This is a genomic window from Mesorhizobium sp. M8A.F.Ca.ET.165.01.1.1, from assembly GCF_004792065.1.
Classification (GTDB): Bacteria; Pseudomonadota; Alphaproteobacteria; order Rhizobiales; family Rhizobiaceae; genus Mesorhizobium.
In genome coordinates this window covers 174,425-196,961 of the sequence record NZ_SRTH01000012.1, presented here as the reverse complement: position 1 = coordinate 196,961, position 22,537 = coordinate 174,425, and the positions used below count along the sequence as shown (strand labels likewise).

Here is a 22,537-nt window from a genome sequence, read left to right as displayed (position 1 = left end):
ATGTGCTACCCGCGCAAATGACAAAGCCTGTCCGACCTATTGCTTCAGCACGTCGGCCCATTCCGGATGGCGGCGGAACTGGGCGTTGGCGAACGGGCAGAGCGGGATGATCTTCTTGCCCGCCGCCCGCGCATCCTCGACGGCGCGGGTGACGAGCCGAAGCCCGGCGCCCTGGCCGCGAAAGGCGTCCGGCACTTCGGTGTGATCGATGATGAGCTGGTGCTCGCCGATCTTGGTGAAGGTCATTTCGGCTTCGGCGCCGCCGGCGCCGCGCAGGACGTAGCGACCCTTGGAACCGCGATCTTCAAGTTCGATCTCTGGCAGCTGATCGGGCATCTCTTTACGCTCCTTGGGCACCGGCAAAAAGCCGCCGCGCCGCCTCGATTTCGTTTGGCCGCACCTCGTGCCCGCCTTCGTGCCACTCCACTGTGACATCGGCGCCATCGGCACGCAAATAGGCTTCGAGCCGCGCCGTCAGGTTCGGCGGGCAGATCGGATCGCGCCTGCCGGCGGTCACCAGGATGTGACGGCCGGCAAGGCTGCCTTTCACCTCCGGCTCGAACGGGATCAGCGGATGCATCAGCACCGCGGCGTCGAAAAGATCAGGGGCTTCGAACACCAGCGAGGCCAGGATGTTGGCGCCGTTGGAATAGCCGAGGCCGAGCACGGCCGATGGCGTCGTCGCCTCGACATGGGCCTTGACGAAGCCCACCATCTTGCCCGTCGCCCGCGCAAGGTCGTCCATGTCGTAGACGCCCTCGCCGGTGCGGCGGAAGAAACGCGCGGCACCTTGTTCTGAAACATCGCCGCGCGGCGAGATGATGGTGGCCTGGGGCGCGAGATCGCGCCCCAGCGAGACAAGCTGGCTCTCGTCGCCGCCCGTGCCATGGAAGACGAAGAGCAGCGGACCACCCGGCGAACCGGGCAGCATCTTGTGGATGAAAGCGTCCTTGCTCATCGCTCAGCCCTCCAGCTTCTGCAGATGCTGTTCGAGATAGGGCCGCAGGTGCTGATGCTGGGTGGGCAGCTTCAGCGCCTCGCCGAGATGGGCGGTGTCCTCATCACGGTCGAAGCCCGGCTCGTTGGTGGCGACTTCGAACAGCACGCCGCCGGGCGTGCGGAAATAGATCGCCCAGAAATAGTCGCGGTCGATCACCGGCGTCACGCCATAGCCTGTATCCATCAGCGCTTTGCGCACTTCGAGCTGCTTGGCGCGGTTCTCGACGGCGAAGGCGACGTGATGGACGGAGCCGGCGCCAAGATCGGCGAAGGGGGCCGTCGGCAGCGATTCGATGTCGACGACATCGGCGCCGTTGCCGTTCTTGACGGCGAGCCGCCTGACATTGCCTGATTTGTCGACCTCCTCGTAGCCCATGAACTTCAAAAGCTCCTCGGTGGCGCCGCCATCCTTCAGCCTCAGCGAAACCGAATGAAAGCCGCGGATCGCCTCGTCAGCGGCAATGCCGCCCTTCACCCAGGGCGCTCTGGTGTCGGCCTTGTCCTCGACGAGGGCAAAGCCGTCGCTGTCCGGGCCGTCAAATCTGAGCCGTTTCTGGCCAAAACTTTCCTCGCGGGCGACATTCGTTACGCCTTCGTCGGTGAAGCGTTTTTCCCAATAGGCGAGCGTGCCTTCCGGCACGGAGTAGACCGTCGTGCCGACTTCGCCGACGCCATGGCGGCCCTTGCCGATGTTGGGAAACGGAAAATAGGTCATCACCGAACCCGGCGTTCCGACCTCGTCGGCATAGTAGAGATGGTAGACATCCGGCGCGTCGAAATTGACCGTCTTCTTGACCCGGCGCAAGCCGAGCTTGTGGGTGAAGAAATCATTGTTCTGCCGTGCATCCCTGGCCATCGAGGTGACGTGATGCAGGCCCTTAATCTGGTCGAGCATGTCTTTGCTCCTTCCCTTGGTGTTTGTGCGGCCCTCGCCGCTGTCCACGCCAATATGAGGACACGATCTGTTGTGGCAAAGGCGGCAAACACAGAATGGACTGTGCTGTAAAAGTGAACAGTGACAAGAAACTCGTTCACCATTCGGCCAAAGACCATGGCCTTGCGCGGCTGATGGAATCGGTTCCATGTGCGCATTCGAACGTGCTGGGAAGGGGTAGCGCAAGTGACTGGAAAAGGCAGGCGGCCAAATGTCCTCCTCATTACCTGCGACCAGTGGCGCGGTGACTGCCTGTCGACTGCCGGCCATCTCCAGGTGAAGACGCCGAATGCCGATGCGCTGGCCGCCGAAGGTGTGCTGTTCAAGCGCCACTACGGCGGCGCGGCTCCGTGCTCGCCCGCGCGCGCCTGCCTCTACACAGGCCTCTACCAGATGAACAACCGTGTCTGCCGCAACGGCACGCCGCTCGATGCCCGCCACGGCAACATCGCGCTTGCCGCGCGCAGCGTCGGTTACGATCCGACCTTGTTCGGCTATACCGACGTGTCGCTCGACCCGCGCCAGCTGGCACCGGCCGATCCACGGTTGCACAGCTATGAAGGCGTGCTGCCCGGCTTCACGGTGCGCCAATTGCTGCCCGAACATCAGAAGCAGTGGCTGTCATGGCTGAAGCAGCAGGGCATCGATGCCAGCGCTGGAAGTCCTGATATCCATCGCCCCGTGGGCGAGGCGGACGGCGCGGTGACTGAAGCGCCACCCGTTTACTCCAAGGACCAGACGCCAACGGCCTTCCTTGCCGGCGAATTCATCCGCTGGCTGGGCGAGCAAGAGGAGGCCGCGCCATGGTTTGCCCATCTTTCCTTTATCAGCCCGCATCCGCCCTTCATTGTGCCGGAACCGTACAACACCCGATACGATCCGGCGGACGGCCCGGCTTTTCACCGTGCGGAAAGTTGGCGAGCCGAATCTCAGGGCCACCCCTACATCTCCTATGATCTTGGCCGGCAAAACCGCGCAAGGTTCCGCCCCGGTGCCACGGGCAAGGTACACGACTGGAGCGAGGATGATTTCCGCCGCATCCGAGCCATCTATTACGGCATGATCTCCGAAGTCGACGCACAGCTCGGCCGCCTCTGGCAAGCGCTGAAGACCGAAGGCGCCTGGGACAACACCATCATCGTGCTCACCTCCGACCACGCCGAAATGATGGGCGACCATTTCATGCTGGGCAAAGGCGGTTATTTCGACGGCAGCTATCACATCCCGCTGATCATCCGCGATCCCCGCCATCGCAAGGCCGCTGGCAGCACTGTCGATCGCTTCACCGAAGCTGTGGACATTTTGCCTACGCTCATCGACCTGCTCGGCGTGGCTCCCGAACCGCATCTTGACGGGTGCTCGCTGAAACCCTTCCTGAGCGGTGGAACGCCCGCCGTTTGGCGCGACGCGGCGCACTGGGAGTTCGACTTTCGCTCGGTCGCGGACGGTGAAGCCGAACGGCACTTCGGCCTTACCTCGCGCCAGTGCAACCTCGCTGTCATCCGCACGCAGAAATTCAAATACGTGCATTTTGGCGGGGGCTTGCCGCCTTTGCTCTTCGACATGGAGAACGACCCTGGCGAATTGAAGAACCTCGCCAGCAGTCCGGCACATCGCTCCACCCGCCTGGAATTCGCCGAAAGGCTGCTTGCCTGGCGGGCCGAACATCTCGACCAGTCGCTTGCACTCTCGGAACTGACGGAAAACGGGGTGGCTGGATACGCAAGGTCGCAGGCAGGGCGGTAAGGGATCTCCCCTACCGCCCGTTTCCTTGCCTATCGAACGATCAGACGCTGCTCGTCGCGCTTCTGCGCGTAGGAGCCCTTGTCGTAAGCCGCTTGCTTCTCGAGCTGCTCCTTGGTGAAGGTCGTATAGAGGTACTTCTTGCCGTCCTTGTCGGTCATGAACTTCAAATTATCCATGCCAACCGCGACCTCCTTCGAACCGATGCCGAGGAAGCCGCCGACGTCGACGATCACAGCATCGGTTTTCTTGTCGGGCGCCAGCACGACATCGCCGATCTCGCCGACCTTGGCGTCGTTGGCGCCATAGACTGTCGTGCCCTTCAGATCGTCAGCCCTGATCTCGCCAATCGGCATCTCCGTCAGCTTCGACTTGTCGATGGCCGCGGTCTTTGTCTGGTCGGGAGCGGTGGCGTCAGCCGGCGCCGCCGCCGTCTTGTCCGCCGGAGCGGCAGCAGGAGCTGTCGCGGTGGCTGGCGCGGTTGCCGCCGGCTCGTTCGATGCCGTCGTAGCCGGTGCCGGATCATAGGCCTTGCGGTTGAAGTCCGGCTGCGCCTGCAGTTCTTCCTTGGTGGTCTGCGCAACCAGCCAGCGGTCGCCATTCTTCTGTGCCCACTGCGCCTTGGCGAAATCATAGGCGACGTTCTTTTCCCCCATGCCGAGGAAGCCGCCCACGCCAATAATCAGCGACTTTGCCTTGCCTTCCTTGGTCAGCACGATGTCGTTCACGTCGCCGATCTTCTGGGCGTCGTCGCCTGTGCCGTTGTAGACATTTTCGCCGATGATGTTTGTGGCCAGATTGCCATCAGCCTGTTTCACCGGTTCCGCATTCGCCTCCGCGGGCTTCTGTGCGGTGTCTGTCGACGTGGCCGGCGCCTGGGCAGTCGTCGATGCGGCCGGGGCCAGCGCATAAGCCTTGCTGTCGAATTCCGGATGCGCCGTCAGCTCGTCCTTGGTCGTCTGCGCGACCAGCCAGCGGTCACCGTTCTTCTCGGCCCATTGCAGCTTGTCATAGTCAAAGGCGACGTTCTTGGTTCCGACGCCAAGGAAGCCGCCGACACCGATGACGACGGATTTCACCATGCCGTCCTTGTCGAAGACGACATCAGTGACCTTGCCGATATTCTCGGCATTGTCGCCAGTGCCGTTGTAGACGGTTTCGCCGATGATATTGGTGACGATGCTGCCCTCAGCGTGCACCACCGGCGCGGCCGGCTCCTGCGCCGCAGGCTGCTTCGCGGGGGCCGGGGTTGCAGTGCTTTGGGCGAAGGCACCGGTCGCGACCATTGTCGCAAGGGCGGTCGTGGCTAAAAGGGTGCGGATCATGATAGTCTCTCCTCGTGCTGATTTCGTGCACGCCGCGCCCGGTTGAACCGTCGCTGGGGAGATCGGACGCGGCATCTCTACAGGTTCACAACGTCGTGACCATGCTGTTGTTCCCACGAAGCGAATGCGCGCTACCCAGCTTCGAATCCGGCCTGGATTGCGGCGCAGCCGGAACCTTTCCAAGCCCGCCGCGTTTCAGCCTCCGGCTGGGCGCGTCCTGGTTAGGTTGTGATTGATCGGCGGAGCGGGGCATGAAATTTGCAGCGGTGCTGAACCGAGACGGCGGCACCTTGCGCACCACCGATATCTCGGCTTTCTCCGACCGGATGCGTCAGACGCTGGAATCGGCGGGCCACTCTCTCAGCATCGATATCGTTGCCGGCAAGGATGTCGTGGAAACCCTCGACAACGCCGTGTCGCGCCGCGCCGTCGATGTCGTGCTCGCCGGCGGCGGTGACGGCACCATCTCGGCCGCGGCTGCGAGGCTGATGGGCAAGAAAAAGGCGCTCGCCATACTGCCGGCCGGCACGATGAACCTTTTTGCGCGCGGCCTCGGCATTCCGCAGTCGCTCGATGCCGCGCTAAAATCCTTCGCCGACGGCGAAATCATCGCGGTCGACATGGCCACGGCCAATGGCCAGCCCTTCGTCCACCAGTTTTCGATCGGCATGCACGCCAAGATGGTGCAGTTGCGCCAGGGGATGGAATTCGGTTCGCGCCTGGGCAAGATCAGGGCTTCGGCCAAGGCGGCCTGGGCAACGATCAAGAACCCGCCGGCGATGAACGTCACGCTCGGCATCGGCGACGCCGAGGTGACGGCGCGCATATCAGGCATCGGCGTCACCAACAATCTGTTCGGCGAAGGCCATCTGCCTTATGCCGACAACCCTGCCGGCGGCGTGCTCGGCATCTATGTGACGGTGGCGCAGCAACGCGCCGAACTGCTCAAGTTCTTGTTCGACATTGCGCGCGGCAAGTGGCGCGACAACGAGCATGTCGAAATTCACCAAGCCGACCGTACGGTGCTGAAAATCCATTCCGGCGGCAGAAAGTTCCGGGCCGTGATGGATGGCGAACTGGTCAGGCTCGATCGTGAGACGACGATCGAAATCCATCCCGGAGCGCTCAACGTCCTGGTGCCGTCCAGCATCGCCGAGGCAAAGGCTGCCTGATGCGGTCTCGAACGACGAAAGCCAAAAAACTAGCCGCCCGGCGCGCTTCCTTGCTCGGTCGCCGGTGTCTTGGCCGCCCGGCCATAGATTTCAGCGGCACCCCAGGCCGCGAAGCTCAGGAGCAGCGCGGCGATCAGGATATACAAGACATGCCAGCCCCACCGTCCCTGACGCGCTTTGTTTTCGGGAATGATCTTGGTCATGATCGGCCCTTGTCTCGATTTGCGCCGGCTGACGCGGCCGGCAAAACATGGTCGGGTAACGGTTCCTCGCTAGGATGGTTCCAAGCAAGCCGGACCAGTGCCGGCGAAGAGACCAACAGGACGGCGGAAGTCGGGACTGGGCATTGGGGACTTGGGTGAGCAGCAAGGCGGAAGCAGCGCTGGGTCTGCCAGCCGAGGTCGCGCGCGCGGTGAAGGACGAAGACCGGCTCGCCGTGCTGCGTGGGCTGGAGGTGATCGATTCGACGATCGACGTGGATTTCAACCGCATCAGCAACCTCGCCGCGGCCGTAATGCAGGCACCGATAGCGCTGGTCACGCTTGTCGATCTCGAGCGGCAATGGTTCAAGTCATGCTTTGGCCTCGACGAAACGGAAACGGCGACCAGAATTTCCTTCTGCGCCCACGCCATCGCCGCCGGTGACGGCCCCATGGTGGTGTCCGATGCGACGGCGGATCCCCGCTTCAAGAACAACCCGCTGGTCACAGGCGAGCATCATGTGCGCTTCTACGCAGGCGCGCCGATGCTCGTGGCCGGCGCCAGGATCGGCACGCTGTGCGTGATGGATCGCAAACCCCATGTCTTTCCATCCACCGCCACACTGGACCAGTTGACGATGCTCGCCGGTCTCGCCGGCAGCCTGTTCACCCTGAAGGATGCAACCCGCAGCGGCGCGATCGCCGAGGCCGCACTCGCGCGCGAGGAAAAGCGGCGCGCCATCGCCCTCGACGCGGCGTCGCTCGCCAGCTGGGCATGGGACATCCGCACGGACATGATCGAGTGCGACGTCAGGCTGTCCGAACTGTTCAACCTGCCGCGCTCGACGCGTTTGCGGGCGCGCGACATCCTGACCGCCATCGACCCGCGCGACGTCTATCAAACCGAAACCCGCTTTCGCGACGCCTTGACCGGCAGCGACGACTATTTCGGCGAATACCGGGTGAAAGGCTTTCATCCACCGCGATGGGTGGCCACGCGCGGCAGTGTCATCGAGCGCGATGGCGACGGCAAGCCGACGCTGATTTTCGGCGTCAACTACGACATCTCGGAACGCAAGCTTGGCGACGAACGGCAACGGCTGCTGCTCAGAGAACTCAACCACCGTGTCAAGAACACGCTGGCAACGGTCCAGGCGCTGGCGACGCAGACCGTGCGCCATGCCCGCCAGCCGAGCGAATTCCTCGAGGCCTTCCGCGCGCGGCTTCAGGCCCTGGGTATTGCCCATGGTCTGCTGTCCGACCGCGAATGGCGCGGCATCGGCATCCGTGAACTCGTCCAGATCGAGATCAAGCCCTTCGACACCGCCGACCAGCCACGCTTGACGATCTCCGGCGCCGATCTGTTGCTGTCGCCTGATCAGGCCGTCGGGCTCGGGCTGATCCTGCACGAACTGGCCAGCAACGCGCTGCAATATGGATCGCTGTCTGTTGCATCGGGCAAGGTTGATCTCGGCTGGAAGGCGCAAGGCAGGAAAGGCGACCGGCGCCTCGTTTTCACCTGGCGCGAAAGCGGCGGTCCTGAAGTTGCCCCACCCGACCGGCACGGCTTTGGCTCGATCCTCATCCGGCGCAGTCTGGCCAAGGTCATTTCGAGCGAAGTGACCCATGAATTCCGGCCGGACGGCGTCTTCGCCGAAATATCGATGCCGCTGGAAGATCTGTCGGAGTGAGACGAGGCAGTGCAGGTGCCGACATACTACTCCTCGCCGGCATCCGGATGATCGGTGTCCGGCTTCACGTTCTCGCGGTAGATGGCATAAGCCGCCAGTGCCACGGCCGGACCAAGAATAACCCCTAGTCCGCCTTTTCCCTTCAGCAATGTCGGCAGCACGGCGAGCGCGGCCGTAATGCCGATCGCCTTCATGTCGGCCTTGCGCCGCCTTGCCTCGCGGCGGACCCGGGCGCCCGCCATCAGCCGGTGGATCAGAAGAACAAGGCCCGCGATTACCAGGAAGCCGACACCGAAACCAATCGCGGCAGCTAGCGATCCATACCGCACCGACGTCCAGATATAAGCTGCCCCGACCAGGAAGCCGAGGCCGCAGAATGCCGCCAACGCTGCAAACGCGTAGACGACGGCCGCCGTGCGCGCGCGCCGCACGGCGGCCATTGTTTCACCCGAGGCGAAAGCCGAGAGCAGGGAAGCCAGCAGTCCCATCTCGGCGGAACTAGCGACGCGCCAGCAGTGCGAACAGGAAGCCGACGCCAGCGGCGATTGCAAGAGACGTCACCGGCTTTTCGCGTACGCTTGCCACCATCTGCGCCTCAAGATCCCTGGCGTTGCCGCGCAGGCTGTCGAAGGCGGCCTCACCTTGGGCGCGCAGCTGTTCGACGCCTTCGGCCGCCGCCCGGCGCGCCGTGCCGTAGCCGTGTTCGCCGGTCTTGGCCAGCTGTTTGGTGAGCTTGTCGATATCGGCTTTCAACTGCCTGATGTCGGCTTCGAGATCCGGATTCGTCCGCGCTTCGTTGGCGGTCTTGCTTGCGGCGGTTGCCATTGCTTAACTCCTTGTGATTGCTCGATTTCAAACGCGCCGTGCGTCCCAAAGTTCCGATGCCCGGACAAACTAGCCGAAAACCCGGTCATGCGCACCCGATCCGCCGCCCTGGCAAGAAGTGCGGTGTCAGATCAATGGCCGGCGGCCCTCGCCCAGCCCCTCCCAGCCGGCGAGCTGCTTCAGCCCTTCATTGTCGACGACCCCGCACCCGCCGTCGCGCCAGACGATCAGCTGGCGATCCATCAGCTTGCGGATCGTCTTGTTGGTGTGAACCAGCGACAGGCCAAGCGTATCGGCGATGTGCTGCTGCGTGATCGGAATCTGGATGGTTTGCTTGCCGTTCAGTCCGACGACCTTGGCGCGGCTGGCGATGAAGGCGATAAGATAGGCGGCACGCTCGATCGCGCTGCGGCGGCCGAGACTGAGCAGGTTCTCGTCCAGCATGCGCTCTTCGCGCGACGCGATCCAGGTGATGTCGTAGGCGAGACCGGGATGGTTGCGGTAGAGTTCATGCAGGTTATCGCGTTCGAACACGCAAAGCAGCATCGGCGACAGGGCCTCGACGGAATGCTGCATCTCCCCCATGACGCTGCCTTGCAGGCCGATGAGATCGCCAGGCATGAGGTAATTGAGGATCTGTCGGCGGCCGTCCTGCAACAGCTTGTAGCGGAACGCCCAGCCGGACAGCACGGTGTAGAGATGGGCGCTGTGGCTTCCTTCCACGAGGACAGTGGCACCCTTGTCGACCGCGAGCTCGCCTTTCTTGAATTTACTGATGAAGGCCAGCTCCGGTTTCTCGAACTCCCGGAACACCGGCAAGGGCCGTAATGGGCACTGCTCGCAAGGATATTGCCGGCTTGAAGAAGAGCGCCCGATCTGGCTTGGCATTTCGACCCCCCGTTGCGAAAGTCTGCCGGTCGGCAGGCCAGTTTCACGCGCTTGCCCGAGATCGCTGTTTCGTCGCCGGCGCATGTCTTTTTTAAATGACAAGACCCCAAATTGCGATCATGAATCCCGGCGTTTCAAGGAGCGATTGCCTGTGCCCCAATTACTTGACGGATTGCGCATTCTTGTCTTGGAGGATGAATTCCTCATAGCCATGGATGTCGAGCAACTCTGCCGTGACCACGGTGCGGGCGAGGTGGTGGTTGCCCGCGACCTGGCCGAGATCGACGGCCGTAAGGTCGCGACGCATTTCGACGCGGCCATTGTCGATCTGATGCTGGGCGGCGCTTCGACGCTCGAATTCGCCGCGGGCTTGCGGGAGACCGGCGTCCCGTTCGTGTTTGCGTCCGGCTACTCCGATGCGGACGAGATCAAGGCATCCTTTCCCGGGGTGAGGCTGGTCACCAAGCCCTATTCAGGCGAAGACCTCGTTGAAGCGGTGGCGCTAGCCTACGGTCGCGGCTCCCCCGGCTAAGACTGACGCGACGGCACTCGAATTGCAGTGATGCAGCCCGTATTTCAATGTGCCGCCGTGCCCGTGACCTGGGCGGAGATCGCATCGGGACCATACTCGTCCTCGCCGGAGATTTTCAGGATTTCCTGAAGGCGTGTACGAGCCCTGCTGACGCGGCTCTTGATCGTTCCAACCGCGCAACCGCAGATTTCGGCGGCCTCCTCGTAGGAGAATCCCGATGCGCCGATCAGGATGATGGCTTCGCGCTGGTCCTCCGGCAATTGCTCGAGGGCGCCGCGAAAATCCTTGAGGTCGAGCTGGCCGTGCTGTGCCGGATGCACCGCAAGCCGGGCCGTCATGATGCCGTCGCTGTCCTGCACCTCGCGGCCGCGCTTGCGCATCTGCGAATAGAATTCGTTGCGCAGGATCGTGAAAAGCCATGCCTTGAGATTGGTGCCAGGCTGGAAGCTCTCATGCTTGTCCCAGGCCTTGACCAGCGTTTCCTGAACGAGGTCATCGGCCTTGTCGGCATTCTGCGTCAGCGACACGGCAAAGGCCCGCAAGCTCGGGATTGCCCCAAGCAGATCGGTCTTGAAGCCTTGGGAGACCGCGGCCATGATCTAGTCCTTCTTCTGTGCGGGTTCGGCTTGTTCCAGTTGGCTGAGCAACTGGGCGAAGCGATCCGGCACATTGTCGGAGACCAGCTCGTCGTAATATTGTTTGAGTTTGCGTCCGATTTCGGAGTTCGGCCCCAGCGGGTCGCCGGCACCGTTCCGGCGCCTGCCCGCGGCGCCAGCCAAAATATCTTTGGTCATATCCTTCATTTCGCCCTTATAGTCCCAGCGCCCAAGCCGCCCATAACAACACAACACAAGGCAAGCGGCACCCCTCGTCTGGGTTGCCCATCCCGACATCAAACGCCGTTCCCGTCTATTCGTTCCATATAGGCCGGAACTTTTTCGGAAAACCCGCGTTGTATTAGCGGGACTTGCAACAAGCTTGACCTGCAATCCGTTCACTCGCGTCATCTGAGGGAGACGTCTTACCATGAGTTTATCCGCCACCATCGCACCGCACCTGCCGTTCCTGCGCCGCTTTTCGCGTGCCGTCTCGGGATCGCAAGAGAGCGGCGACGCGCTGGTCGCCGCGATGCTCGAAGCCATCATCGCCGACATCGAGATCTTCCCCGAGGCATCGAGTGACCGGATCGCCTTGTACAAGGTTTTCGCCAAGCTCTTCACATCGGTTGCCATCCGTGTCCCGCAGGAGCAGGCACAATCGGCGTGGGAACAGCGCGCGGCCGCCAATCTCAATGCCATCGCGCCCCTTCCGCGCCAAGCCTTCCTGCTGGTTGCCGTCGAAGGTTTCAGCGAGGACGAGGCGGCCGAAATCCTCGATGTCGGCGAACAGCAATTCTCCGAGTTGCTTGCCCAGGCAAGCAACGAGATTTCACGCCAGGTGGCGACCGACGTGCTGATCATCGAGGATGAACCGCTGATTGCCATGGACATAGAGGAGATGGTCGAGAGCCTCGGTCATCGGGTGGTAGGAACGGCGCGTACCCATGCCGAAGCGGTGACGATGTTCGGCAAGACCCGACCGAAGATGGTGCTGGCCGATATTCAGCTCGCCGACGGCAGCTCAGGCATCGAGGCCGTGAACGAAATCCTCTCCTCGACATCGGTGCCGGTGATATTCATCACCGCCTTTCCCGAGCGTCTCCTGACCGGAGAGCGCCCCGAACCCGCCTTCCTCGTGACCAAGCCGTTCAATCCCGACATGGTGAAGGCGCTGATCAGCCAGGCGCTGTTCTTCGATCGGCAGGCCAAGGCTGCCGCATAGATCGCGGCCTCCGGAAGCCGGACAAGATCAAAAAAAGGCCGCCGGATGCGACCCATCCGGCGGCCTTTTTTGACAAGCCGGATCGGCTACCGGGGAATTTCCAGCCGGCGCTGCCCGGAACGATTTGCAAGCCCGGTCTTTTTCGGCGAATGGTGGAACAAACCGCATCCACCCACGTTTTTATCGCATCATTCGAAGGAGATGAACCATGCTGTACTGGGCGCTCGTATTTCTCGTCGTGGCGATTATTGCCGGCGCGCTTGGTTTCGGCGGCATCGCCGGCACATCCGCCGGAATCGCGCAGATATTGTTCTTTATCTTCCTCGCTTTCCTGGTCATTTCGCTTCTGGCCGGCCTGTTCAAGAGGGCATGAGCCTGACGGCTCATCAGGTGAACACTGGAAGCCGCACCCCTCAAACGGTTTCCAGCCACCGCCGGGCGGGGTCCTTCAATGGACACCGTCCGGCGGACCGCTTTTAGGGGAACCCATTCGACAGTGAGCCGTTCAGCCTGAGTTGGGTGGACAGATTTGATCAATGCGCTCCAGGACTTCAGATAGAACGGAAGGCGCACGGAGCGATGAAGTCATCGCCATGCATCCGGCCGAAAGTGGCATGCAGCTTGGTCGGGCTCTTCTCCACGCGCTGCACAATGCCGGCATTTCCGTCCTTTACCAGGATCGCGAGATGAAGACCGTATGGGCCCGCAACATGCGCGCGCCCTGGGCTTCCGACGATGCCGATGGGAACGGCATCCTGCAGACGGCGCAGGCCGATCGCATCGGCGCCGCCAAGCACGATGTGGTCGCGACCGGCGATCCTCAGCGCCTTGAAATCAGTGTTCCGGTCGAGAATGGCGTCCGCTGGTTTCAGATTTGGGTCGATGCCGACCGAGGCGACGATGGCGATGTACAAGGCGTCGTCACCACCATGGTCGAGACGACCGAGCAGAAGCGGCGCGAACAGACATTGACGACGCTGCTGCGTGAAGTCAGCCACCGCTCGAAAAACCTGCTGGCGATCATCCAGAGCATCGCGACCCAGACCGGTCGTTATTCCGACGGCGTCGGCGACTTCCTGACGCGCTTCCGCGGCCGGCTGCAGTCGCTGGCGTCCTCCCAGGATCTGGTGACATCCTCCAACTGGCGAGGGGCAGCCCTTCATGAGCTGGTGGCGAGCCAGGTCGGCCGCTACGGAGCGAACCCATCGCACAGCCTGCGCTTCCGTGGCGCCAATCCCTACCTCAATCCCAACGCCGCGCTGCATATCGGCCTGGCGATGCACGAACTCGCCGTCAACTCCGTCAGCTATGGCGCCCTGTCCCGGCCTGACGGTTTCGTCGAGGTCACCGCCAACCTCGACGCCGCCGCCACGGGGGAGTTAGCCCTGTCTTTGACATGGGCCGAAACGATAGGGACCGACAACGATCGCGGCGGTCAAAAGCGATTCGGCAGCGTCGCCTTGGAGCGGGTGGTGCCAGCATCCCTGAACGGAACCGCGGACCTCAATATCGGCGGCGGCCACCTCGAATATCGCCTTGTCGTTCCGCACAGCAATTTCGAGACGCAGTGAGAGCCTCGGCAAGCAGCGATTCTTAACCGGCTATTCACCATAAGGGCGGATGCTGTTTTCCCGGATACCGCCGGAACCTGCCCCGCCGTCGGACATTGTTTGCAGGCTTGCAGCGCGATACCGGAGGATGTCTTGACAGTCGCCGACATGAACAGACTGGAACAAGCCGCACGTATTTCGATGGGCGAATTTCTGGAAGCCGAATCCTCCGTAGAAACACCCCCTCGAGCAGATAAGGGTTTGGCGAAGGGGCTCCTTCTTGCCTTGACCGTGACAATGTTGCTGGCCGTTGTCTGGCAGTCGACCTGACTTAGGTCCTGCCCTGTTGTCATCCAAGTATTCGCGTAACTCCCTTGGAAGGACAGGAACTTTTTGACGATGTTGGCCGTTATTGCGGCCAGAGGAACATCTGTCATGGAACACATAGCCGCGTTGTTACTGGTGATCGGTTGCTCGAACTCGATGGCCGAATGTCGGGAATTGCAGGTCCCAGTCAGTGTTTTTGCAACAGCCGACGAATGCACCGCTGAGCGCCCATTCGCGATGGGCGACGTACAGGGACAGGCGCAGCATATCGTCGCCAAATGCCTCGCGGTCGACCCCGCGCTGGAGGACGACTACGATCAAATTGCCTGGAAGGTGCGGCCAGACGGTAGCCTTGACGCTTCGTTGGTGATTTCCAACCTCGTCATGGCATCGAACACGATCCGCCCAGAAAAAGACCACCTTAGCCAACAATAAATTTGCAGCAGCAAAGGCCATCGTTTCGTGCTAAATGGCGGTTGGAGCTTACTAAAGTGTGGACACAAGTGAGGAGTGACTCTATGCGGAAAATACTTATTGCCATGGTTGCGGTGGTTGCCGTCAGCGGCTGCACCACGACTGAGCAGGACGTCGTCGGCGGCGGCTTGATCGGCGCGGGCGTAGGCGGATTGGTCGGCGGCGGCAAGGGCGCGCTGATCGGCGCGGCCGTCGGTGCCGGGTCCGGCCTGCTGGTTCGCAACCTGCGCAACGGCTACTGCCAGTATCGCGATCATCGCGGCCGGATCTACACGGCCCGCTGCAACTAATTCAGCGATCGAAGCATTTCCAGGCGCTGTTCGGCGATTCCATGAAACGCTGAACCGCTCTGATGGAATACAGATCCGGGGGCCATGTCCGGCCTCCGGATTTTCTTAGCGTTCGACGCTGGCGACCGGCAGGATTTTAGCCGACCAACGGAATTCTGATTTCCACCTTCAGGCCGTCAGCCTGGAAATCGCGCTTGATCGTGCCGCGCAATTCGCGCGTGACGTTGAGGTCGATCAGTTTGGTGCCGAATCCGGTTACGGCCGGCGCCTCGATCCTGTTTTTCCCGACTTCCCGCCAGTTCAGCGCCAGCATCCGCTCGCGCCCACGCCCTTCCAGCGACCAGTTCACTTTCAGCGCCCAATCTCCCTTGGAGGAATTGGCGGAATTGCCGGCTTCACCATATTTCAGCGCATTGGTGGCGAGTTCGTGAAAGGTCAGGCCAAGCGCCTGCGTCGTGGTTTCGTCGAGCAGCACCTCCGGGCCTGACAGGAGACCCTCCGACAGTTCCTTGCCGAACACCTGGCCGAGCTCGATTCGCAGCAGATCGGCAAGGTCGGCTTTCTGCCAGCGCGAGCGCGTCAGCATATCCTGCGAGGCGGCCATCGCCTGCAGCCTGGCCGAGAAGGAAGCGGAGAACTCATTGACGTCGGTGGCCCGCGACGCCGTCTGCCGCGCGATCGCCAGCACCCTGGTGATCGAGTTCTTGATGCGATGCTTCATCTCCTGCAGCATCAGGTCCTTTTCGAGCAGGCTCTTTTCCGTTGTCTCATGCAAGGCCGATACCGCGTCATAGGCCCGCTCCTGGTAGCGCGCCACCAGCGCGATGGCACCGGCCAGGAGCAGGCCGAACATTCCCAGCATGACGGGGATGGCGCGCGACGAGGGTTGCGAGAAGGCGCTGGTCGGCCTGAACAAAACGGTCCAAGGGCGCCCCGCCACGGTCATCTTGCGGGTGACCAGCAGCCGGTCTCCCAGGGATGAAACCGGTGGCGTCTCCGAGCGGAACAACAGATTGTCGCCGTTCACCGCTCCGTCGTAAATCTCTGTGTTGACCGGCAGCAGCGGCGCACGGCTCAGCGCGATCTGGAACAGGTCCCGGGCCCGGAAGGCGGCATAGAGAAAGCCGGCGGTCGAGGATCGCGATGCGTTGATGACCTCCGGCGCCGTTTCTACATTGAGCCGCACGAAGACCAGGAACCCGGTGAAGGTCTGCGCGACGCCCGTGCCCTGGCCGAGCTGCACCAGCCCGCTTGCATGCTGCTGGTCGTCGGCCATCGCCTTTTCGATCGCCACGCGCCGCACCGGCTCGCTGAACATGTCATAGCCGATGCTGGCCTGGTTGGACGGATCCAGCGGCTCGAAAAGGGCTATCGGCGTGCGCCAGGGCTGCGTCGTATCCGGATAGACCGGATGGCTGGCGCCGAAATCGTGGAGGATGTCGCGCTCCACTGCGGCTTCGTCGCCCGTCTTGACCAGCCGCAGGAAGCCGATGCCGCGCAGGCCGGCAAAATTGCTGTCGATATCCAGCGCCTTGAAGAAGGCCTTGAACTCGCTCTGGGAAATATCGCCGTTGCGCGCATCGAACAGGGCCTGTGTCGAGCGCAACAGCGACAGATGCAGGTCGATGCGGCTCTCGATCCGGTTGAGGGCGTCATCGGCCGCCCCTTCGAACTTAATGCGGGCGGCCCCCTGCGTCGCGAAATAAGCGAACCCCGCCATGGTCATGCTGATCAATGCAACGGCTATGAACGCGACGATTGGAAAAAGCTTCTTCAACGGATGATGCGGTCCATGAGCAAAACAGGACCTTTATGGGCAAGTCGCCGGGCCAACACAATGGTCAGGCCAAGCCATCGTGATCACTGGCATATCACGTGAACGGCAACGGGGCGTGCCCGAGCGGCCCGGCCGGCCTGCGGCCGGCCTCAGGCGGCGATCCTCAGCGCCCCCGGCCCCGGTATGGCACCTGGAGGACATTTGCCCAGGATGATCATGCCCAGCACTTCGTCCTGGGTGACGTCCGTGGTGCGTGCCGTGCCGACCACCTGGCCGTTCTTCATCACGCAAACCCGGTCGGCGAGCTCGAACACGTCGTGGATGTCGTGGCTGATCAGGAAAATGCCGATGCCGTCGGACTTGAGCTGCCTGACCAGTTCGCCGACCTGTGCCGTTTCCTGGGGGCCGAGTGCCGCCGTCGGCTCGTCCATGATCAGGATGCGGGCGTTGAACAGGATGGCGCGTGCGATCGCCACCGACTGCCGCTGTCCGCCTGACAGTTTGATCACCGGCTCCTTGAAGCGCTGGAAGCGGGGATTGAGCCGCCCCATCACCTTGCGCGCCTCGGCCTCCATGGCGACGTCGTCGAGCGTGCCCCAGGCGGTCATCAGCTCGCGGCCGAGGAACAGATTGGCGGCGGCATCGACATTGTCGGCCAGCGCCAGCGTCTGGTAGATCGTCTCGATGCCGTATTTCTTGGCGTCGCGCGGGTTGGAGATCGCTGCCTCCTCGCCATTGACGAAGATCTGGCCGGCATCGCGCTTGTAGGCACCGGACAGGATCTTGATCAGCGTCGACTTGCCGGCGCCGTTGTGGCCGAGCAGCGCTACGACCTCGCCCGGGAAAAGGTCGATCGACGCGTCGTCGACGGCACGGATGCCGCCGAAGGCGATCGAGATGTTGCGCATGTCGACCAGCGGCGTGCCCATGGGGGCGGTTGCGGGGGCAGTTGCGGGAGCGGTTTTGTCAGCCATGATCGTATCCCTAAACCCGCTTGCGATAGACGGTATCGAGCCACACCGCGATGACCAGCACGGCGCCGACGACGATGCTCTGCAGCGGCGAGTCGACGCCGAGCAGCACCATGCCCGACTGCAGCGACTGCATCAGCAATGCGCCGAGCATGGCGCCGATGATCGTTCCCGAGCCGCCGGCAAGCGACGTGCCGCCGATGACGGCCGCGGCAATGACGAGCAGCTCGTCCAATGTGCCAAGCACATTGGTGGAGGAGTTCTGCCGGGCCGACGAAATGGCGGCTGCGATCGTGGCCAGCACGCCCATGATCATGAACACCTTCATGGTGATCCAGCGCGTGTTGATGCCGGCGAGATTGGCCGCTTCCGGATTGCCGCCTATGGCAAAGACATAACGGCCGAAACGGGTGCGGTTGGTGATGAAGGTCATGACCAGGCCGACGGCGACCGCCATCAGCACCGGTATCGCGATGCCGTGGGCGATGAACAGGCCGCCCTCGGGTACGGTGATGTTGTTGGCGGCCGCGTAGCGGTTCACGATGCCGATCGGCCATGGATAGGAGTTGGCCAGCCAGACCGCGCCCATGATGACGGCGCAGGTGACGGCGCCGAGCAGCGTCTCGGCCCAGACCGGCCGCAGCGGGAAGCGGAAGCGCTTGCGCTGCACGCGCCCGTTGAACAGCGCGAACACGACGGCCAGGCAGGCGACGATGCCCACGACCCAGCTCCAGGTGGCGCCGATCGATCCGGCCGGGCCGCCGCCCATCAGCTGGAAGGTGGCGTCGAGCGGTGCCACCGTCTGGCCTGACGTGACCCACCAGGCGGCGCCGCGCCAGACCAGCAGGCCGCCCAGCGTGACGATGAAGGCCGGCACTTCGAGATAGGCAATGACGAAGCCCTGGAAGGCGCCGATCAAAAGGCCGAGCGCCAGGCCGATGACCAGAGCCAGGACCCAGATCCATGGGTTGCCGAGTTCAAGCCCCACGAACCGAACCAGGAAATGCACCTGCGCAAAACCCATGACCATGCCGATCAGGCCCTCGGCGGAACCGACGGACAGGTCGATGTTGCGCATGACGATGACCAGCACCATGCCACAAGCCATGATGGCGACCGCGGACGTCTGCACCGACAGGTTCCACAGATTGCGCGGCGTGAGAAACGTGCGGCTGTCGAAATCGAGCGGATTGACGCCGAGACGCAGGCTCGAAATCACATGCAGCGCGACCCAGATCAGCAGCAGGGCGCCGATCATGCCGAGCATGCGGGTGTCGATCTCGGTCGCCTTCAGGAACCGGGCGACCCCGCCGAGTTCCGAGGCGCGCGCGGTATCGGCCTGCGGGTTGGACGTCGTATCGGTCATGATTTCCTCCAACCGGCTGGCCGTCTACGCGGATGCCGAAGCCAGCCTAGAAGCTATCCGCGTGATGCGGAAACACAAATCTTTTTGAGAAAACGCCGCGGCTTTGGGCCGCGGCGCCTTCATTTCTTCAAGCGGTCAAACTCAGTTGCAGGCCGCAACGCTGCCGGCGGCGACGCCCGCGCAGACTTCGTCCTTCTTGATCCAGCCGGCGTCGATGACGAGGTTGAGATTATCCTTGGTGATGGCGACCGGGGTCAGGAACAGCGACTTGACGGTGTTGCCGCCAGGCGTCGTGAAGTCCTTCACGCCGGCGATGTCGGTCATCTTCTTGCCGTCGGCGAGCTGCGAGGCGATCTCGGCGGCGTTCTTGCCGAGTTCACGGGCGTCCTTCCACACCGACACGGTCTGGGTGCCGAGCGCGATGCGGTTGAGCGCGGCGTGGTCGCCGTCCTGGCCAGAGACCGGCACGGTGCCGGCGAGCCCCTGCGCCGTCAGCGCCGCGACGACGCCGCCGGCGGTGCCGTCATTGGCCGCGACCACCGCGTCGACCTTGTTGTCATTGGCGGTGAGGAACTGCTCCATGTTCTTCTGGGCGTTGGCGGGCAGCCAGCCGTCCGTATAGGCCTCGCCGACATTCTTGATCTTGCCCGAGTCGATGGCTTCCTTCAGCACTTCCATCGAGCCCGAGAACAGGAAGTCGGCATTCGGGTCGGCACCCGAGCCCTTGATGAAGACGTAGTTGCCTTCAGGCTTCACCTTGAACACTTCGCGGGCCTGCATGCGGCCGACTTCCTTGTTGTCGAAGGTCAGGTAGAAGACGTCCTTGTTTTCGATCAGGCGGTCATAGCCGACGACCGGAATGCCCTCGTCGAGCGCTTTCTGCACCGCCGGACCGATGGCCGAGGCATCCTGCGCCAGGATGATCAGCGAATTGGCGCCCTGCGAAATCAGGCTCTCGACATCGGTCAGCTGCTTGCCGGGATTGGACTGCGCATCGGCGGAAATGTACTTGTCGCCCGCGGCCTCGATCGCCTTCTTCATGGCGGCCTCGTCGGTCTTCCAGCGCTCTTCCTGGAAGTTGGACCAGGAAACGCCGATGACCTTGTCCTTCGCCTGCGCGACCGACACCAGTGTCAGCGACATGGCGACACCCGCCAGGATGGCGGCTGTGAATCTCTTCATGATATCCTCCCTGCGCCGCGTATGGCGCGACCAAACTGGCCCGAAGGCCGGCACAAAGGCTCTATTTTTTCGAGCCTCGAAAAAACACTGGTCCATCACCGGAACACTGTCAACATCGATTCTGATGGATTTTGAGGTGCCGGAAATTTTTTTTCGAGCCTCGCAATAAATAAATGACAGCACCGGCCGCTTCTGCCAGTGTTTGACCCTGTTGCCGGAGGTATTCGAGGGGGATCAAGAACCGCGGCAACCGGGAGGGAAAGCATGTCGGTGGGAATCCGCCACGACGATCTGCGCCGGCGCAACCGCGCAATGGTGATTGCAGCCGTGCGCCGGGATGGTCAGCCCTCGCGCACCGAGATCGCCGCCACCACTGGCCTCAGCCACTCGACCATATCGGCGATATCCGCCGACCTGATCGGCGAAGGTATCCTGACCGAAGGCAAGCCGAACGAGGCCGGCTCACTCAAACGCGGCCGGCCGCAGGTTGGCCTCGGCCTCAACCCCGAGGCCGCGGCTGTGATGACCGTGGTGCTGTCGCTGAATTTCCTATCCGTCGCCGTCATCGATTATGCCGGCCAGGTGGTCGCCGAGGAACAGCGCCGGCTGGACACGCTGACCATGTCGCGCGAGGCTCTGATCGGCGAATGCACGGCAATAGTGCGCCGCCGCATCGAGGACCCCGATCTCGATGTCCGCAGTGTTGCCCGCATCGCGCTGGCGATCCAGGGCATCACCGACACCGAGGCGCGTGCCATGCTGTGGTCGCCGATCACGCCGCAGACGGACATTGCCTTCGCCGACATACTCGAAGCCGAATTCGGCATCCCCGCCACCATGGAGAACGACTGCAACATGATGGCGGTGGCGTTGCGCTGGCGCGACCCTCAACGCTACCGCGACGACTTCATCGCCATCCTGCTCTCGCACGGCATCGGCATGGGCCTGGTGCTCAAGGGCGAACTGTTCACCGGCACCCATTCATCGGGCGGCGAATTCGGCCACATGATCCATCGCCCGGGCGGCGCGCTCTGCCGTTGCGGGCGGCGCGGCTGCGTCGAGGCCTATGCCGGCAACTATGCCATCTGGCGTAATGCCAGGCAGCTTGGCGAGGACGCCGAACCGGTCGCCGATGTCAGCGACGCGCAGATGCGGACACTCGCCGCGACGGCAAGGGAGAAAGACGGACCGGAGCGCGAAGCCTATCGCAAGGCGGGCGAGGCGCTGGGCTATGGGCTGGGCAGCCTGTTCGCGCTGATCGACCCGGCGCCGGTCGCCATGGTCGGTGTCAGTGCCGCCGCCTTCGATCTGATCGAGCCGGCCTTGCGCGAGGCCATCGCCCAGACCGCCGGCGGCCAGCATTCGGAATCGATTTCCTTCGACACCGAGCCGAACGAACTGCCGCTGATTCGCGAAGGCTGCGCCATGCGCGCCTTGACCTTCGTCGACCAGGAGATTTTCGCGCCGGGCGTGCAGGCGAGAGGCAGTGCTGGGAAGAGCGTGGCCTGAGCGAACGCTCCGGTGAATCACCACCAATGCTGGAGGTTGGCCGAGCGCCCTCAAGGTCGTCATCCCTGGGCGGAGCAGCCGCGAAGCGGCGTCGCGGAGACCCTGGGATCCATGCCGTGACCTCGATCGTAGAGTGCAACGGCGCAGAATTCTGCACTGCGGCGACGCGTCGAGGTCCCGGCATGGATCCTCGGGTCTGCGCCGCGTCGCTTCGCTCCTTGCTCCGCTCGTGGATGACGAAGTCAGGGGCGTAGCCGCCCTCGACCTAGTCTTCCCTGATCGCGTAGCCCGCGCCGCGGATGGTGCGGATGACGTCGGGCATGCGGCCATTGTTGACCGCCTTGCGCAGGCGACCGACATGCACGTCCACCGTGCGCTCGTCGATATAGATCGTCTCGCCCCAGACATTGTCGAGCAACTGGCTGCGCGAGAACACCCGGCCGGGATGGCGCATCATGAATTCGAGCAGCCGGAACTCGGTCGGTCCGAGCCGGATTTCGCTCTTCTTGCGATAGACCCGGTGCGATTCACGGTCGAGCACGATGTCGCCGACCTTGAGCACGCTGGACAGCACTTCCGGCTTGGCGCGACGCAGCAGCGCCTTGACCCGGGCCATGAATTCCGGCGTCGAGAACGGCTTGACCAGATAGTCGTCGGCGCCGGTCGAAAGGCCACGCACGCGGTCGCTCTCCTCACCGCGCGCCGTGAGCATGATGATCGGCAACCTCTCGGTCTCGGGCCGCATTCGCAGGCGCCGACAGAGTTCGATGCCGGAAACAGCCGGCACCATCCAGTCGAGCACCAGGAGGTCGGGCACATTCTCCTGGAGGCGGATCTCGGCTTCGTCGCCGCGCGTCACCACCTCGACCTGGTAGCCTTCCGATTCCAGATTGTAGCGGAGGAGCACGCCGAGCGGCTCCTCGTCCTCCACCACCATGATGCGTGGCGCGATCATTGGCAG

At 62.9% G+C, this 22,537-nt stretch carries 26 protein-coding genes; 11 read left to right on the top strand and 15 right to left on the bottom strand.

Annotation, left to right across the window (positions count from 1 at the left end):
- Nucleotides 1-36 precede the first annotated feature (36 nt).
- The 3 genes from EN808_RS26600 to EN808_RS26590 are packed head-to-tail and all read right to left on the bottom strand — an operon-like array spanning nucleotide 37 to nucleotide 1,894.
- The gene (locus EN808_RS26600; protein ID WP_015315410.1) at nucleotides 37-336 is read right to left on the bottom strand and encodes a GNAT family N-acetyltransferase; all 300 of its coding nucleotides are present in this window, start codon (nucleotides 334-336) and stop codon (nucleotides 37-39) included.
- Nucleotides 337-340: 4 nt separating this feature from the next.
- Nucleotides 341-958: an alpha/beta hydrolase gene (locus EN808_RS26595; RefSeq protein ID WP_135917190.1), complete on the bottom strand. Its 618-nt coding sequence runs from the start codon at nucleotides 956-958 to the stop codon at nucleotides 341-343.
- Between the two features lie 3 nt (nucleotides 959-961).
- Nucleotides 962-1,894, bottom strand: coding sequence for a VOC family protein (locus EN808_RS26590; protein ID WP_135917189.1), 933 nt, complete (start codon nucleotides 1,892-1,894; stop codon nucleotides 962-964).
- Between the two features lie 225 nt (nucleotides 1,895-2,119).
- Between EN808_RS26590 and EN808_RS26585 the strand changes: the two genes are divergently transcribed.
- Nucleotides 2,120-3,679, top strand: a complete 1,560-nt coding sequence (locus tag EN808_RS26585; protein ID WP_135863079.1) for an alkaline phosphatase family protein — start codon at nucleotides 2,120-2,122, stop codon at nucleotides 3,677-3,679.
- Nucleotides 3,680-3,708: 29 nt separating this feature from the next.
- Here the strand turns inward: EN808_RS26585 and EN808_RS26580 are convergent, their stop codons facing one another.
- The gene (locus tag EN808_RS26580; RefSeq protein ID WP_127278577.1) at nucleotides 3,709-5,001 is read right to left on the bottom strand and encodes a PRC-barrel domain-containing protein; all 1,293 of its coding nucleotides are present in this window, start codon (nucleotides 4,999-5,001) and stop codon (nucleotides 3,709-3,711) included.
- A 251-nt stretch (nucleotides 5,002-5,252) separates the two neighbouring features.
- On the opposite strand from EN808_RS26580, the gene EN808_RS26575 reads away from it, so the two are divergent.
- Entirely contained in the window at nucleotides 5,253-6,173 is a 921-nt protein-coding gene (locus EN808_RS26575; protein ID WP_127278578.1) for a diacylglycerol kinase family protein, read from the top strand.
- A 29-nt stretch (nucleotides 6,174-6,202) separates the two neighbouring features.
- On the opposite strand, the gene EN808_RS36460 is transcribed toward EN808_RS26575, so the two are convergent.
- Nucleotides 6,203-6,376 (bottom strand): hypothetical protein, encoded by a 174-nt coding sequence (locus EN808_RS36460; protein ID WP_189343577.1) that lies wholly within the window; start codon nucleotides 6,374-6,376, stop codon nucleotides 6,203-6,205.
- Between the two features lie 155 nt (nucleotides 6,377-6,531).
- On the opposite strand from EN808_RS36460, the gene EN808_RS26570 reads away from it, so the two are divergent.
- Entirely contained in the window at nucleotides 6,532-8,064 is a 1,533-nt protein-coding gene (locus EN808_RS26570; protein ID WP_127278579.1) for an HWE histidine kinase domain-containing protein, read from the top strand.
- A 26-nt stretch (nucleotides 8,065-8,090) separates the two neighbouring features.
- On the opposite strand, the gene EN808_RS26565 is transcribed toward EN808_RS26570, so the two are convergent.
- The 3 genes from EN808_RS26565 to EN808_RS26555 all read right to left on the bottom strand — a co-directional run bounded on the left by EN808_RS26565 (nucleotide 8,091) and on the right by EN808_RS26555 (nucleotide 9,777).
- Entirely contained in the window at nucleotides 8,091-8,552 is a 462-nt protein-coding gene (locus EN808_RS26565; protein ID WP_127872058.1) for a hypothetical protein, read from the bottom strand.
- Between the two features lie 10 nt (nucleotides 8,553-8,562).
- The gene (locus tag EN808_RS26560) at nucleotides 8,563-8,889 is read right to left on the bottom strand and encodes a DUF883 family protein (protein WP_127872059.1); all 327 of its coding nucleotides are present in this window, start codon (nucleotides 8,887-8,889) and stop codon (nucleotides 8,563-8,565) included.
- Between the two features lie 126 nt (nucleotides 8,890-9,015).
- Entirely contained in the window at nucleotides 9,016-9,777 is a 762-nt protein-coding gene (locus tag EN808_RS26555) for a Crp/Fnr family transcriptional regulator (protein WP_135917188.1), read from the bottom strand.
- Nucleotides 9,778-9,928: 151 nt separating this feature from the next.
- On the opposite strand from EN808_RS26555, the gene EN808_RS26550 reads away from it, so the two are divergent.
- Nucleotides 9,929-10,309, top strand: coding sequence for a response regulator (locus EN808_RS26550; protein WP_245464483.1), 381 nt, complete (start codon nucleotides 9,929-9,931; stop codon nucleotides 10,307-10,309).
- A 44-nt stretch (nucleotides 10,310-10,353) separates the two neighbouring features.
- Here EN808_RS26550 and EN808_RS26545 read toward each other — a convergent pair whose 3' ends face one another.
- Both EN808_RS26545 and EN808_RS26540 read right to left on the bottom strand, forming a co-directional pair.
- The gene (locus tag EN808_RS26545) at nucleotides 10,354-10,905 is read right to left on the bottom strand and encodes an RNA polymerase sigma factor (protein ID WP_010911883.1); all 552 of its coding nucleotides are present in this window, start codon (nucleotides 10,903-10,905) and stop codon (nucleotides 10,354-10,356) included.
- A 3-nt stretch (nucleotides 10,906-10,908) separates the two neighbouring features.
- A complete protein-coding gene (locus EN808_RS26540) occupies nucleotides 10,909-11,112 on the bottom strand; it encodes a NepR family anti-sigma factor (RefSeq protein WP_127280183.1) in 204 nt (67 codons plus the stop codon).
- A 223-nt stretch (nucleotides 11,113-11,335) separates the two neighbouring features.
- On the opposite strand from EN808_RS26540, the gene EN808_RS26535 reads away from it, so the two are divergent.
- The 6 genes from EN808_RS26535 to EN808_RS26515 all read left to right on the top strand — a co-directional run bounded on the left by EN808_RS26535 (nucleotide 11,336) and on the right by EN808_RS26515 (nucleotide 14,771).
- Nucleotides 11,336-12,130 carry a response regulator gene (locus EN808_RS26535; RefSeq protein WP_135917187.1) on the top strand — a complete coding sequence of 265 codons (795 nt, stop codon included), beginning with the start codon at nucleotides 11,336-11,338 and terminating at the stop codon, nucleotides 12,128-12,130.
- Nucleotides 12,131-12,338: 208 nt separating this feature from the next.
- A complete protein-coding gene (locus EN808_RS26530; protein WP_027031438.1) occupies nucleotides 12,339-12,503 on the top strand; it encodes a DUF1328 domain-containing protein in 165 nt (54 codons plus the stop codon).
- A gap of 163 nt (nucleotides 12,504-12,666) precedes the next feature.
- On the top strand, nucleotides 12,667-13,701 hold the full coding sequence (locus EN808_RS26525) for a sensor histidine kinase (RefSeq protein WP_127280181.1): 1,035 nt from the start codon (nucleotides 12,667-12,669) through the stop codon (nucleotides 13,699-13,701).
- A gap of 132 nt (nucleotides 13,702-13,833) precedes the next feature.
- Nucleotides 13,834-14,010: a hypothetical protein gene (locus tag EN808_RS36455; RefSeq protein ID WP_167531410.1), complete on the top strand. Its 177-nt coding sequence runs from the start codon at nucleotides 13,834-13,836 to the stop codon at nucleotides 14,008-14,010.
- 105 nt (nucleotides 14,011-14,115) lie between these two features.
- Nucleotides 14,116-14,442 (top strand): hypothetical protein, encoded by a 327-nt coding sequence (locus EN808_RS26520; protein WP_135863092.1) that lies wholly within the window; start codon nucleotides 14,116-14,118, stop codon nucleotides 14,440-14,442.
- An 83-nt stretch (nucleotides 14,443-14,525) separates the two neighbouring features.
- Entirely contained in the window at nucleotides 14,526-14,771 is a 246-nt protein-coding gene (locus EN808_RS26515) for a YMGG-like glycine zipper-containing protein (RefSeq protein WP_027141909.1), read from the top strand.
- A gap of 136 nt (nucleotides 14,772-14,907) precedes the next feature.
- On the opposite strand, the gene EN808_RS26510 is transcribed toward EN808_RS26515, so the two are convergent.
- From EN808_RS26510 to xylF, 4 genes are all read right to left on the bottom strand, one after another.
- Nucleotides 14,908-16,548 carry a CHASE domain-containing protein gene (locus EN808_RS26510; protein WP_135917186.1) on the bottom strand — a complete coding sequence of 547 codons (1,641 nt, stop codon included), beginning with the start codon at nucleotides 16,546-16,548 and terminating at the stop codon, nucleotides 14,908-14,910.
- A gap of 149 nt (nucleotides 16,549-16,697) precedes the next feature.
- Entirely contained in the window at nucleotides 16,698-17,522 is an 825-nt protein-coding gene (locus EN808_RS26505; protein ID WP_127277541.1) for an ATP-binding cassette domain-containing protein, read from the bottom strand.
- A 10-nt stretch (nucleotides 17,523-17,532) separates the two neighbouring features.
- The gene (locus EN808_RS26500; protein WP_135917185.1) at nucleotides 17,533-18,885 is read right to left on the bottom strand and encodes a sugar ABC transporter permease; all 1,353 of its coding nucleotides are present in this window, start codon (nucleotides 18,883-18,885) and stop codon (nucleotides 17,533-17,535) included.
- 141 nt (nucleotides 18,886-19,026) lie between these two features.
- A complete protein-coding gene (xylF, locus tag EN808_RS26495; RefSeq protein ID WP_127277547.1) occupies nucleotides 19,027-20,067 on the bottom strand; it encodes a D-xylose ABC transporter substrate-binding protein in 1,041 nt (346 codons plus the stop codon).
- 264 nt (nucleotides 20,068-20,331) lie between these two features.
- Here xylF and EN808_RS26490 point away from each other — a divergent pair, with 264 nt between their 5' ends.
- Nucleotides 20,332-21,576: an ROK family protein gene (locus EN808_RS26490; RefSeq protein ID WP_135917184.1), complete on the top strand. Its 1,245-nt coding sequence runs from the start codon at nucleotides 20,332-20,334 to the stop codon at nucleotides 21,574-21,576.
- 265 nt (nucleotides 21,577-21,841) lie between these two features.
- On the opposite strand, the gene phoB is transcribed toward EN808_RS26490, so the two are convergent.
- Entirely contained in the window at nucleotides 21,842-22,531 is a 690-nt protein-coding gene (phoB, locus tag EN808_RS26485; RefSeq protein WP_010911896.1) for a phosphate regulon transcriptional regulator PhoB, read from the bottom strand.
- Between the last annotated feature and the right edge of the window lie 6 nt (nucleotides 22,532-22,537).